The organism is Candidatus Pseudothioglobus singularis PS1, from assembly GCF_001281385.1.
In the GTDB taxonomy this organism is placed as follows: Bacteria; Pseudomonadota; Gammaproteobacteria; order PS1; family Pseudothioglobaceae; genus Pseudothioglobus; species Pseudothioglobus singularis.
In genome coordinates this window covers 570,124-583,751 of record NZ_CP006911.1, presented here as the reverse complement: position 1 = coordinate 583,751, position 13,628 = coordinate 570,124, and the positions used below count along the sequence as shown (strand labels likewise).

The window sequence follows — 13,628 nt, the reverse complement described above, 5'->3', positions numbered from 1 at the left end:
ATAACAAAAAAGGAATTTGACAAAACAAACCCTCATCTTTCTTCTATTTTTATTTGGCGAATTTCTCTGGTGATTTATTTGTATATTTTTTTATAAACCTTAATACATAATCTTCACTTAGTGATGACTCTGTCATCTTGTCCAGTCGACCCCAAGAAGCCATAGCAATTTGAGTATCATTCGCCATCCTAGAGCCCTTAAAATAGTTAGAAAGTAGAGCCTTATTTGGTACTAATAGTAGTCAAATATAGTCTTATTAAGGTATAGTAAGTTTATGAAGAAACTAATCCTAATTGTAATCCTATCCCTCTTATCAGCTCAAAGTCTTGCGGGCTCGTGTCCTCAAGGCAGTGAGGTAATAAGGACAGTATCTCCAGATGGTAGCTATTTTTTATCCAGCTGTGCCACTATGGAAGAGATTCGTATTCAGAAGGAAGACGCTTTTCTCAAAAAGCAGGATTTAACAACTGATAGCTTAGAACAATTAATTATGGCAAGTGTTAAACTTGGGATATCGTCTTTGGAGGCAATTTATGACGTTGATGGTAATCTTCTAAATAGAACTGAATTAATAGATGAATTATTATCTATAAGTACAATAATTAGTTCGGAAGAGAAAGTAGAGATGAACTTGGCATTAGAAACTCTCCCGAATCAAGAAGCGTTCAGTTTTGATAACATAGTTGTTATTGAAGACAGCAATGGTAACCCAATAATGCCAGATTCTGATTTATCATCATCCTTTAATACTTTATTCCCTGATGGTAGCTCAGGCTCAGGCTCAGGCTCAGGTGCAGGTTCAGGTTCAAGTGCAGGTTCAGGTTCAGTTCCAACTGCAGGTACACCTTCAGCTTCACCTCCAACTGATACTTACAAAGCCCCTGACACTTAAGCTAATTTGAGTCACTCTGGTGTAACTCAAATTTCACATCTGACCCAGTTTCCCCGATTAAGTAGTCATTCAAAAGGGGTGCCCTACCCCCTCTGCAATACCTTTTTCAGGCATACCTATTCCGTGCACTTTTACGTGCACGCTTTTAACTTTATGCCTGAAAAAGATGTATTTATCTGTTATTATTAGGTAGGTTTTTATACGGATTTATTGACCTATTTTTTGTTGAATGTATTGCAACCGTAGGGCATACGTTATTGGGCGCACCACTTTTTTTTATGGCGGGAATAGCTCAGTTGGTAGAGCCCCGGATTGTGATTCCGGTTGTGGCGGGTTCGAGCCCCTTTTCTCGCCTCAATTTCTTATAGATATTAATGAGATTCCAAATCAGATTGGTTTAAATGCGTATACCTTACCCTCAATCCAATTCTCGCCCTCTTTTCTTAATTTTACATTTTGAGAATTAACCAAATCAAAAAGTTCATTAGTTTGATGCATAATGTATTTATCTGAGTGGGCATAACGGGAGCTTTTTAATAGAGAGTATCCATTCTCATCTTGAATCTCAACAGAAAAAACAAAAAGCGAGTCGGAGTTACAAGACTTGTGGACTGCTTTAAAAATTGATTCTACATCTCCAATATAAATTAACACATCAAGAGCTACAAATAAATCAAATTTGCCTGGGAACGAGTTTAACTTTTCAACTATATCTCCAACAATGAGGGTATCAAAAATACCTAACTTTTTCGCTTCAGAGATCATATTTTCTGAAATATCAATACCTAAAAGATTAGTACTTATATCCCTCAAATCTTTTCCAGCTAAACCTGTTCCACATCCTAAATCTATTACATTTAGATATATACATTTCTTACTATTAATTTGAAGTATAAATTCCTTAATAATAAAAGGGAGGCTGTATTGAAGATTATTAACAAGGGCATCATTAAATCTATAAGCATAATCATCAAAAAGATTTTTTACATACTGTTTTGGTGGTTCTTTACTAGTATAACCAGTTAAAGAATTAAGCATATGTTTTGGAATAGCATATTCTGGTTCAAGTTCAATAGCTTTTTGATAATTTTCAATTGCCATCTCAACCATACCAATACTTGCAAAACATCCTCCAAGCATATTAAAAAGGAGTGCTTCTCTTGGATTTTTCTCCACGAGCATATTAAGAATTTCCAGTGCTTGTTGAATATCTCCCTGAGAGAAAAAATAAATAACACTAAGAATTTTATTTTCACTGGTCACAGCATAGTCAGAGTCTAAAGCTACAACTTTCTTAAACAATCTTACTGCTTGATCTAAGTTACCAAGTTTATAGTTTACTATGCCAAGATTATTTAAAGCTTTGGTAAAATTAGGTTTGAATTGAAGAGCTTTTTCAAAAGAATTTTTTGCCTCAATAAATTGTTTTTTTCTTAATAGTTTAATACCTTGGTCATTAAATGACTCATGTTTCATAAATTTTTTTTAGATAAATAACTTTAAGAGAAAGTATAGTTCACAATGGTTTATTAAATTTATAACTTTATAAAATAATCTTAATTATTGAATTTATTAATTGAAATCTTATTGGTATACTAATTTGAAAAGTTAATTAAGATTTTTAAATGAATACTTATAAAGTTCTTCAACATGCAACTAAAGATTTAAAAGCAGTTAAAACTGGTTTTGCTTGGTTAGCTATTCCTTTTGTAACCTGTTTACCAGTTTTTCCAGTATGGTTCTTATTTCGAGGACTCTGGAAGATTTTCATAGCCTACATTCTTACAATCCTCATATTGGCTAGTATCGATTATGAACTATACGGATATCTTGGATTTTTTAACTTTTCAACTGCAGATGGTCTTCAAGTTGTAATTATTATAGTTGAAATAGTGATATTAACCATACCAGCCTTCAAGGGAAACGATTGGGTTATTTCGAACCTACTAGAACAAGGTTATAAAGTTTCATATTCTGTTCAGGCTTCTAACGAAAAAGAAGCTTTGAAACTTGCTCAAAGTAAATATATTGATTAAACAATTAAAAAAATCCCATAAAAATAAGTAATTCTTATGAGATTTGAAAAGTATTACTAGAGAGTATTAAAAAATACTTGTTACAGCACCCCAAATACCACCTACTACGTTACCAACGCCATTAACTGCAGCAGCAGGTACAGCCATAATTGTATCCATACAGCCACTAACAAGCAATGCTAAAACAGCAATAAATAAAAATCTTAACTTCATTTTTAAAACTCCTTCAAATATTCGAAATTTTATTATAAAGTAGTTTAAATTAGTTATCCAATCAAATTTAAGATTTATTCAGTCAAGTAAATTTTCATATTACTTTTGATAATGGGGGTATATTGAAAAGTAATCTTGAAAATCGGATACTTCTAAATGAATAATTACCTCCTCAAATCTTTATCACTATTATTGTTTTTTTACAGTTTTTGCTCTTATGGATCAAATTTATCTGACGATGCTACTGCGCGGGGTATTAATACAACCTGCTCTTCATATCTAAGTCAAATAGAAAAATCTTATAATTTGAATGGATTAAACATTACATTTGCTCATCCCGATATTCCTTCAGAGCTTCCTTCTCTTCATGTTTCTTCTCAAAAATATAACAATGGAACCTCATCATTCAATGCAACCTTAATACCTGATGGCGAATATTGTTATCTGTCTACAATTTTAGTAACTTCTATTAATAACCAATCTTGCTCTGAAATTGCTCAACTAAAAGCTGAAAACGAAAATCTTGAATTATCAAACTATGCAAATGGAGGATTTATTATTCTCACTCCTGACGATAAATCTTATCAAACAATCTTGACATCTGCTGGTGAAAATTCCTGCACAATGACTGAATCACGAATGATGTGGCCTGGTAAGTAGTTTTTTTGATTTAAGGATATATATAATTCCTGCAAAAATTCATCAATATCACATCAATAAAGTTATTTATTTATATAATATAATTAATTATTTTTGATTCAAGGAAACAATATGCAAAGAATATTTCTCTTCCTACTTACTAATATTGCCATTATGGTGATTTTAAGTATTACTCTTAGAATTCTGGGGGTTGAGAGCCTTCTGATGCAAAATGGTAGTAATTTAAATATTAATGCTCTTGTAATTTTTTCTGGTGTTTTTGGTTTTGGCGGTGCATTCATCTCTCTAGCTATTTCAAAATGGATGGCTAAAAGAATGACAGGTGCCACTGTCATTTCTTCACCAAAAAATAATATGGAAAAATGGCTTATTGAAACGGTAAAAAAACAGTCTAAAATTGTTGGTATCAGGATGCCAGAAGTTGCTATCTTTCCTTCAAGTCAAATGAATGCATTTGCTACTGGAGCCAGTAAAAATAATGCCTTAGTGGCAATTTCGCAAGGTCTTCTTGATAATATGACCCAGGGTGAAATTGAAGCAGTAGTTGGTCATGAAATGAGTCATGTTGCCAATGGAGATATGGTTACACTGACTCTTATTCAAGGCGTTGTTAACACCTTTGTAATATTCTTCTCAAGAGTTATTGGTCATATTGTTGATCGAGTAATACTTAAAAACCAACGCGGCTATGGTATAGGATACTTTGTTACCACTATTTTTGCCCAAATAGTTCTTTCAATTCTGGCTAGCATTATTGTTATGTACTTTTCCCGTAAGAGAGAGTATATCGCTGATACTGGTGGGGCAGATCTAGCGGGTCATCAAAACATGATTAATGCATTAAAACGACTAGGACAGAGAGAACCAGAGCCTTTACCAGAACAATTAGCTGCATTTGGAATTGGAGAAAAACCAAAATCTAATCGTTCTCAACTCTGGTCATCTCACCCGCCACTTGAAGATAGAATCAAAGCTCTTGAAAAAAGAGCAAAAAATTCTAGATAAAAAATGTCTATCTCAATTAAATCATCAGATCAAATCGAAAAGATGCGTCTAGCTGGAAAGCTAGCATCGAGTGTACTTGAAATGATTGGTGAACATGTTAAAACAGGCGTTACTACTGAAAAGCTCGATCAAATTTGTCATGATTTTATTGTTAATGACTTAGATTCAGTTCCTGCTCCTCTTAACTATAATGGATTCCCAAAATCGATATGTACTTCTGTTAATAATGTAGTTTGTCATGGGATTCCTAGTGAAAAAAAACTCAAAAAAGGTGATATTATTAATATTGATATTACAGTTATTAAAGATGGCTTTCATGGTGACACTTCGAAAATGTTTATCATTGGTAAGCCCAGTGTTAAAGCCTTAAAAATATGTAACGTTGCTAGAGATTCTATGATGTTGGGTATTGAAAAAGTAAAGCCTGGTATTCACTTGGGAGAAATTGGCAAAGTTATTGGTACTTATGTTCATAGTAAAAACTGTTCTGTTGTTAAGGATTATTGTGGACATGGCATCGGAGAGGTCTTTCATGAACTCCCTCAAGTTATTCATTATGATGATGGAAAAATAGCTCAAAGCCCAGTTCTTGAGCCTGGAATGACTTTTACTATAGAGCCAATGGTTAATTTAGGTGGTTATGAAGTAGTTACTTCAAGAATTGATGGCTGGACAGTTACAACAAAAGACAGGTCGCTTTCAGCTCAGACAGAGCATACAATTTTAGTGACTGAAAATGGTTATGAGATCCTAACACTTAGGGATGAGGAGCTCAATCAATAACCACTTATATTAAGCTCTCGAGTACCATATTGACAATACAGCTTGTGTTAAAATAACCCTTTTTTTAGATTAATCTTCAAGTTCAGTGAAGCGCTTAAGAAATTACTTTATATCCGGGCTTTTATTTTGGATTCCACTTGCTCTAAGTGTACTCCTAATCAAATTCTTTTTGGAAATTGTAAATAACCTTGTTCCAACTAGACTTCTCCCAGAATCTCTACTTAATCTAGATACCACTATTCCGGGATCTGGAATTGTTTTAGTTATTCTTGTTATCCTTATTACAGGAGCCCTTGTTACAAATATTTTAGGTCGTAAATTGCTAGACTTATGGGAGCGTGCGTTAAACAAAATACCTGGTTTTAGAAATATTTATAACGCACTAAAGAAAATCTCTTCAACTGTTTTAAACACATCAAGTGAAAGCTTTAGAAAAGCATTTTTAATTCAATATCCAAGCAAGGGAATCTGGGTTATTGCTTTTCAATCAGGTGACTATAAAGGTGAGGTAGAAAGCATTATCGGGAAAGATGTTATTAATTTGTTTGTTCCAACAACACCCAACCCAACTTCAGGCTTTTTTGTGATGATTCCAAAAAAAGATGCGGTCGAGTTACAAATGAGTGTTGAAGAGGCGTTTAAACTAGTTATATCAGCAGGTGTTGTGACGCCTGACAATTTAAAAATTAAGGAAAAAAAATGAGGACACATTTTTGTGGTGAACTAAATAAGTCAGATCTTAATTCACAAGTAAAGCTTTGTGGCTGGGTCAATAGGAGGCGTGACCATGGAGGTGTAATATTTCTTGACGTTAGAGATAAAAAAGGAATCGCTCAAATTGTTATCAATCCAGATACTGCAAATACTTTTAAATTAGCCGAAACGATTAGGAATGAGTTCGTTCTTCAAATTACTGGCCAAGTTGTTGCTAGGGCGAATGAGATGGTAAATAGTAAAATTCCAACTGGTGAAATAGAAGTTCTTGCTTCACACATTGAAATATTAAATTCTTCAAAACCTATCCCCTTTCAACTTGATTCGATGGAAACTTCTGAGGAAGTTAGACTTAAATATCGTTATTTAGACCTCAGAAGAGAGGAGATGCAAAAGCGTTTACGACTAAGATCAAAAGTAACACACTTTATGCGTGACTTCATGGATAGTAATGACTTTCTAGACATTGAGACGCCTTTTTTAACTAAAGCAACGCCAGAAGGTGCAAGAGACTATCTCGTTCCATCAAGAACACATGAGGGTAACTTCTTTGCTCTTCCTCAATCACCACAACTGTTCAAACAGCTCCTAATGATGTCTGGATTTGAAAGATACTATCAAATTGTTAAATGTTTCAGGGATGAAGACTTAAGGGCAGATCGTCAACCCGAATTCACTCAGCTTGATGTCGAAACATCTTTTATGAATGAAGATGAAATTACATCTCTTATGGAAGAGATGATAAGAGGACTTTTTAAAGAGGTTGGCAATATTGATTTACCCTCTAAATTTCCAACAATTAGCTATAAAAAAGCCATTAATCTCTATGGTGTTGATAGGCCCGATATGAGAATTCCATTACATATGGTCGATGTGAATGACATCATGAAAGATGTAGAATTCAAAGTTTTTTCAGGGCCTGCAAATAATAAAAATGGAAGAGTTGCTGCGCTCAAAGTTGAAGGCGGGGCATCAATTAGTCGTAAGCAAATAGATGACTACACAAAGTATGTAAGCATCTATGGCGCTAAGGGCTTAGCCTATATTAAACTTAATGAAGATGGGCCTTCATCTCCCATTATTAAATTCCTAGGTGACGATGTCACTCAAAAAGTAATTGACCTAACTGAAGCAAAAACTGGAGATATTATCTTTTTTGGCGCCGATAAATCTAAAGTAGTCAATGAGGCTCTTGGTAATTTAAGGGAAAAACTTGCTCATGATTTAAATCTCTACAATAAAGAATGGGCTCCTATTTGGGTTCTCGACTTCCCTATGTTTGAAGTTTCAGATGATGGCTCCCTTAATGCCATTCATCATCCATTTACCGCGCCAAGTGTAGACTCAAAAACACTGATAGATAACCCTGAGGATTCGCTCTCAAGAGCTTATGATTTAGTAATCAATGGCTCTGAAGTTGGAGGTGGATCAATTCGTATTCACCAGAGTGACATGCAGAAAACTGTGCTAACACTTCTTGGTATTGATGATGAAGAAGCAAAAGAAAAATTTGGTTTTTTACTAGATGCGCTTGACTATGGTTGCCCGCCTCATGGTGGGATAGCTTTTGGCTTAGATAGACTCGTTATGACTTTAAGTCAAACTGAATCGATTAGGGATGTTATTGCATTCCCTAAAACACAAACTGCTGCATGTTTATTAACTGATGCGCCTTCAAGCGTTTCTAAAGCGCAGCTTAAAGATTTAAACATTAAGGTGACTCTTCCGACTAGAGTTTAATAATGCAAAACATTGAAATAGAACAATCGATTGAAAATTCAATTAAAGAGGCTCTTAAGCAAAATAACGCAACTTTGGTTGCTCATTACTACGTAAGCTCTGATCTTCAGGCCTTGGCTGAAGAATCGGGAGGTATTGTCTCGGACTCTCTTGAAATGGCAAGATTTGGTCAGAATAGTGATGCAGATACTATTATTGTTGCAGGGGTTAAATTTATGGGCGAAACTGCCAAAATTTTATCTCCTGAAAAGCGTGTTCTCGTTTTAGATACTGAGGCAAACTGCTCACTAGATTTATCATGTCCAATTGACGAATTTTCAAAATTTTGTGATCAAAAACCTGATCACGTCGTTGTCGTCTACGCAAACACTTCTGCAGAAGTAAAAGCCAGAGCGGACTGGGTTGTAACTTCTGGAAGCGCACTAAAAGTGGTCCAAAAGTTACACGATGAAGGGAAAAAAGTTCTCTGGGCCCCAGATAAACACCTAGGTCACTATGTGCAATCGATGACAGGTGTGGAGATGCTCATGTGGGATGGAGCTTGTATTGTTCATGAAGAATTTAAAGCAGAAGGACTCAAAAGGCTTATGGAGATACATCCAGAGGCTGGTGTATTGGTCCACCCTGAATCACCCAAAGAGGTGATCGCACTTGCTGATATTGTTGGATCGACAACTCAGCTTATCAATGCCGCTGCATCAAGGCCTGAAAACACCTTTATAGTTGCAACTGATAATGGCATTTTCCATAAAATGAAAGAGGTAGCGCCTCACAAAAAATTTATTGAAGCCCCAACTATGGGAGAGGGAGCTGATTGTGAATCATGTGCTCACTGTGGCTGGATGGCAATGAATAACCTTGAAAAATGCTTAGATACTTTAAATACTGGTAATAATGAAATCCTCATTAATAATCAAATTATTGATAAAGCAAAAAATTCAATTCAGCGCCTTCTGGACTTTACTAAGTAACTATAGGAGAAACTTTAAGAAAATGGCAGGACACAGCAAATGGCACAATATTCAACACAGAAAAGGTGCGCAAGATGCTAAGCGTGGAAAAATCTTCACCAAACTCATTAAAGAAATTGTTGTGGCGGCAAAAATGGGTGGTGGGGTTCTAGAAAATAATCCCTCTCTTCGTGCTGTAATAGACAAAGCTCTAGCAGCAAATATGAAAAGAGATACCATTGAAAATGCTGTAAAGCGAGGCTCAGGCGATTTAGATGGTGAAAACTATGAAGAAATTCGCTACGAAGGCTATGGCCTTGGTGGTACTGCCATTATGGTAGATTGTCTGACTGATAACAAAAACCGTACCGTTTCTGATGTTAGGCATGCATTCAGTAAACATGGTGGAAACCTTGGAACAGACGGCTCAGTATCCTACATGTTCTCCAAACAAGGTTTTTTAAGCTTTGGTTCTGGGGATGAGGACACAATTATGGAAATTGCAATTGAATCAGGAGCAGAAGATATTATCTCTAATGAAGATGGGTCAATTGATGTTGTGACGACTCCAGAGAATTTTTTTCCAGTTAAAGATGCATTAATTGCTAAAAACCTTATACCTGATCATTCACAGATCACTATGGAGCCAGCTAATAGAATCGAACTCAATCTTGAGGATGCAGATAAATTTATGAAGCTAATTGATAGACTTGAAGATCTTGATGACACTCAAGAAGTCTATCATAATGCTGATATTTCAGACGAAATACTGTCTGAACTATGATCGCTTTTCATACTGGAATTCAAGCGCTTAGAAATTTTAAAGTAAAGGCACTTAATAAAAAAATTAGTGCGCTCATCCCCAACATTGAGCTAATCTCTTCTGAATATATTCACTTTATTGAATCAAAAAATGATCTTAACCCTTCAACCAGATCTTCGCTTGATAAACTCTTAAATTATGCTCCAAAAGCGAATCTAGTTAACTCAAACTTCCAAATTACAATCTCACCAAGAATAGGAACTATTTCACCTTGGTCCTCCAAAGCATCTGAAATATGCAAACTTTGTGGATTATTGGATATCAAAAGACTAGAGCGAGGCATAACTTATCATTTCAACCGAAGCGCTAATGATAGGGAATTAAAAACTATCCTTGAATTCGTGATGGACAAAATGACTGAATCCTATCTTGAAAATATTGAGGATTCAAAATTATTATTTCATGAACTTCAACCCAGCAACTTTGATAGTATTGATATTCTTGAAAATGGGAAATCAGCAATTATTAAGGCTAATATTGAACTTGGACTTGCATTAAGTGGAAGTGAAATTAATTATCTATTTGATAGCTTTAAAGACTTACAAAGAAACCCTAGAGATATCGAATTAATGATGTTTGCTCAAGCAAACTCTGAACACTGCAGACATAAAATCTTTAATGCTGACTGGACAATTGACTCTGAAAAACAGGCGATTTCACTTTTTGGTATGATCAAAAATACTTATCATCAAAATCCTGATGGTCTTTTATCAGTCTACAGTGATAACTCTGCAGTTATGAGTGGCTATAAATCAGACTTCTTCGAGCCTGATGAAGAAGGTATTTATAAGACATCAAATGCTGAAAAAGCAGTCCTTATGAAAGTTGAAACACACAACCACCCTACTGCGATTGCTCCAGATCCTGGAGCAGCAACCGGCTCTGGGGGTGAAATTAGGGACGAAGGGGCAACCGGGAGAGGCTCTAAACCAAAAGCCGGTCTATGCGGCTTCTCAGTATCAAATTTAAAGATACCTAATTCAACTCAGGACTGGGAAAAGGATTATGGAAAGCCAAACCAAATAGCATCGGCACTTGATATTATGATTGATGCACCAATTGGCGCCGCATCTTTTAACAACGAATTTGGAAGGCCCAATACTTGTGGGTACTTTAGAACCTATGAGCAGCGATCTTATAATGAAGAGATAAGAGGCTACCATAAGCCAATCATGCTTGCCGGTGGAATCGGAAATATTAAGGAGAATCATGTTGATAAAGGTGTAATCTCGAATGGAGATAAGATTATTGTGCTTGGAGGACCTGCGATGCTTATTGGTCTTGGTGGGGGAGCAGCCTCGAGTATAGGAAGTGGTGATCAAAATGAAGATCTCGATTTTGCTTCTGTTCAAAGAGCCAACCCAGAAATGCAAAGACGCGCTCAAGAAGTGATCAGTGCTTGTGCCAATTTGGGTGATGCTAATCCAATTGTATCAATCCATGACATTGGAGCTGGCGGCCTTTCAAATGGAATACCTGAACTGGTAAATGACTCAAAAAAAGGTGCAAAGCTCCAATTAAGGTCAATACCCAATGACGAAAAAAAAATGTCGCCTCTAGAAATATGGTGTAATGAGTCTCAAGAAAGGTACGTCATTGCAATTAAGGAAAAAAGTATCGATCTGTTTAATGAGATTTGCGTTAAAGAGAGAGCACCTTACGCAGTTCTTGGAAATGCAACGAATGATAGACATTTAACGCTTGAAGATTCATATTTTGATAATAAACCTATCGATCTAGAGATGTCGCTCCTCTTTGGCTCATCACCTAAAACTCATAAAGATGTTGCTACCCTGCCTAATGCTGAAAAAGCTTTTGATGCGAGTAATATTTCTATAAGCGATGCCATTGATCGGTTATTAGCACTTCCTACAATAGCGAGTAAAAAATTTTTAATTACGATTGCAGATCGATCAGTGACTGGCCTTATTGCTAGAGATCAAATGATTGGACCCTGGCAAGTACCTGTAGCAGATTGCGCGATATCACTCTCAGATTTCAGAGGCTATCAAGGTGAAGCAATGTCTATTGGTGAGAAAACACCACTATCTCTTATCAATGCAGCTGCAGCAGCAAGAATGAGTGTTGGAGAGGCGCTGACTAATCTAATGAGTGCATACATTGAGGATATTAAACACATTAACTTATCTGCAAATTGGATGTGCGCCAGTGGGCATCCGGGTGAAGATGCAAAACTTTATGAGGCGGTTAAATCGATTGGGATGGAACTTTGTCCTGAGCTCGGATTAACTATTCCTGTTGGAAAAGACTCCATGTCCATGAAGAGCTCTTGGGATGAGAATGGGGAGAGTAAATCAGTTACAGCTCCTCTTTCGCTTATTATTAGTGCCTTCTCAAAAACACCTGATACTAGACAGCAAATTACACCTTTACTTGCTAATGAAATAGAGTCAGAACTTTTTTTAGTTGATCTTGGATTAGGAAAAAATAGAATGGGGGGATCGTGCTTAGCACAAGTATTTAACCAAATTGGAAATGATGCACCCGATCTTGATGACCCAAAACTTTTCTCTCAATTTTTTTCATTAATCAACACATTCAACAAAGAGAATTTAATTACTGCTTATCACGATCGATCCGATGGTGGCGCCTTAATCTCTTTATTAGAGATGGCATTTGCGTCTCATTGTGGTTTAGATATTTATACTTCAGACCTCTTACCTGAACTATTTAATGAGGAACTGGGATGCATCATTCAAATTCCAACAACTAACATCAATAGAGTTTTTGACTCTCTAAAAGATATTGGACTCAAACACTCAACCAAACGAATTGCTAGAATTAATTTAAATGATGAAATTGTAATCTATCATGAAAATGATATCGTTTTTCAAGACAAGAGAAAAAATCTTTTTAAAAAGTGGTCTTCAACCTCATACGAAATTGCAAAATTAAGGGACAACCCAGAATGCGTCGAATCTGAAAATATTGAAATCCTTAAGGACTCAAGTGGTCTCAAAGTTCGACCAACATTCGATCTCAATGAATCTATTATTACTCCTTATATAAATTTTGGTACAAAGCCAAAAATTGCTATCCTAAGAGAGCAAGGAATTAATGGGCATATTGAAATGGCAGCTGCTTTTACTCAGGCTGGCTTTGAAGCAACTGATGTTCATATGAGTCAGATTCTTTCTGGAAAAATATCCTTATCCAGCTTTAAGGGTTTGGCCGCTTGTGGAGGATTTTCCTATGGAGATGTTTTAGGTGCTGGAAGAGGCTGGGCAAATTCGATTCTTTTAAACAGCCTGGCCAAAGATGAGTTTTCTGAATATTTTTTAAGATCTGATAGTTTCACTTTGGGGGTGTGTAATGGCTGCCAAATGATTTCTAATCTTCAATCAATCATTCCAGGCTCAACAGCTTGGCCTTCCTTTGAGAAAAACACATCAGAACAATTTGAGGCACGTCTTACAGGCGTCAAAATTAGTAATTCGAAATCTATATTCTTTAGTGGAATGGAAGGCTCAATCATGCCTATAGCAATTGCACATGGAGAGGGTAAAGCTAGATTTGACTCTAAAACTAAAATTACTAGTATTGCTATGCAGTATGTTGACTATTCTGGAGATCCATCTAAAGTATATCCACACAATCCTAATGGCTCTGAAAACTCTGCAGCAGGCATTTGTGATGAATCTGGCAGAATTACAATCATGATGCCCCACCCTGAAAGAGTTTTTCGAACAGTTCAAAACTCTTGGCATCCAAATGAATGGCAAGAGAGATCGCCGTGGCTTAGAATGTTTGAAAACGCCAGGAAATGGATTGACTAAATATAGCTATAGAGG

Annotated in this window: 13 protein-coding genes and 1 tRNA gene; 11 read left to right on the top strand and 3 right to left on the bottom strand. The window is 35.9% G+C overall.

Going from position 1 to position 13,628, the window contains the following annotated elements; all coding sequences use genetic code 11:
* Positions 1-49: 49 nt before the first annotated feature.
* Positions 50-187 (bottom strand): hypothetical protein, encoded by a 138-nt coding sequence (locus tag W908_RS08780; protein WP_158404000.1) that lies wholly within the window; start codon positions 185-187, stop codon positions 50-52.
* A gap of 87 nt (positions 188-274) precedes the next feature.
* Between W908_RS08780 and W908_RS02955 the strand changes: the two genes are divergently transcribed.
* Together W908_RS02955 and W908_RS02950 are read left to right on the top strand one after the other, a co-directional pair.
* Positions 275-892 carry a hypothetical protein gene (locus W908_RS02955; RefSeq protein WP_053819862.1) on the top strand — a complete coding sequence of 206 codons (618 nt, stop codon included), beginning with the start codon at positions 275-277 and terminating at the stop codon, positions 890-892.
* Between the two features lie 281 nt (positions 893-1,173).
* Positions 1,174-1,246: transfer RNA gene (locus W908_RS02950), tRNA-His, on the top strand.
* Positions 1,247-1,279: 33 nt separating this feature from the next.
* Here W908_RS02950 and W908_RS02945 read toward each other — a convergent pair.
* Positions 1,280-2,368, bottom strand: a complete 1,089-nt coding sequence (locus W908_RS02945) for a tetratricopeptide repeat protein (protein WP_053819861.1) — start codon at positions 2,366-2,368, stop codon at positions 1,280-1,282.
* A gap of 149 nt (positions 2,369-2,517) precedes the next feature.
* On the opposite strand from W908_RS02945, the gene W908_RS02940 reads away from it, so the two are divergent.
* On the top strand, positions 2,518-2,928 hold the full coding sequence (locus tag W908_RS02940; RefSeq protein WP_053819860.1) for a hypothetical protein: 411 nt from the start codon (positions 2,518-2,520) through the stop codon (positions 2,926-2,928).
* Positions 2,929-2,994: 66 nt separating this feature from the next.
* Here the strand turns inward: W908_RS02940 and W908_RS08810 are convergent, their stop codons facing one another.
* A complete protein-coding gene (locus W908_RS08810) occupies positions 2,995-3,141 on the bottom strand; it encodes a hypothetical protein (RefSeq protein WP_197503587.1) in 147 nt (48 codons plus the stop codon).
* A gap of 156 nt (positions 3,142-3,297) precedes the next feature.
* Here W908_RS08810 and W908_RS02935 point away from each other — a divergent pair, with 156 nt between their 5' ends.
* The 8 genes from W908_RS02935 to purL all read left to right on the top strand — a co-directional run bounded on the left by W908_RS02935 (position 3,298) and on the right by purL (position 13,613).
* Positions 3,298-3,801 (top strand): hypothetical protein, encoded by a 504-nt coding sequence (locus W908_RS02935; RefSeq protein WP_053819859.1) that lies wholly within the window; start codon positions 3,298-3,300, stop codon positions 3,799-3,801.
* A 111-nt stretch (positions 3,802-3,912) separates the two neighbouring features.
* Entirely contained in the window at positions 3,913-4,806 is an 894-nt protein-coding gene (gene htpX / locus W908_RS02930; RefSeq protein WP_053819858.1) for a protease HtpX, read from the top strand.
* 3 nt (positions 4,807-4,809) lie between these two features.
* The gene (gene map, locus W908_RS02925) at positions 4,810-5,589 is read left to right on the top strand and encodes a type I methionyl aminopeptidase (RefSeq protein ID WP_053819857.1); all 780 of its coding nucleotides are present in this window, start codon (positions 4,810-4,812) and stop codon (positions 5,587-5,589) included.
* A 169-nt stretch (positions 5,590-5,758) separates the two neighbouring features.
* Positions 5,759-6,292, top strand: coding sequence for a DUF502 domain-containing protein (locus W908_RS02920; protein WP_236849163.1), 534 nt, complete (start codon positions 5,759-5,761; stop codon positions 6,290-6,292).
* Complete coding sequence (gene aspS / locus W908_RS02915) at positions 6,289-8,043, top strand: aspartate--tRNA ligase (RefSeq protein ID WP_053819855.1); 1,755 nt, start codon at positions 6,289-6,291, stop codon at positions 8,041-8,043. The genes W908_RS02920 and aspS overlap by 4 nt, the downstream gene beginning before the upstream one ends.
* Positions 8,044-8,045: 2 nt before the next feature.
* Positions 8,046-9,014: a quinolinate synthase NadA gene (gene nadA, locus W908_RS02910; protein ID WP_053819854.1), complete on the top strand. Its 969-nt coding sequence runs from the start codon at positions 8,046-8,048 to the stop codon at positions 9,012-9,014.
* Positions 9,015-9,036: 22 nt separating this feature from the next.
* Complete coding sequence (locus W908_RS02905; RefSeq protein ID WP_053819853.1) at positions 9,037-9,777, top strand: YebC/PmpR family DNA-binding transcriptional regulator; 741 nt, start codon at positions 9,037-9,039, stop codon at positions 9,775-9,777.
* Positions 9,774-13,613, top strand: a complete 3,840-nt coding sequence (purL, locus tag W908_RS02900; protein ID WP_053819852.1) for a phosphoribosylformylglycinamidine synthase — start codon at positions 9,774-9,776, stop codon at positions 13,611-13,613. Before W908_RS02905 ends, purL begins: the two co-directional genes overlap by 4 nt.
* The last annotated feature ends 15 nt before the right edge of the window (positions 13,614-13,628 follow it).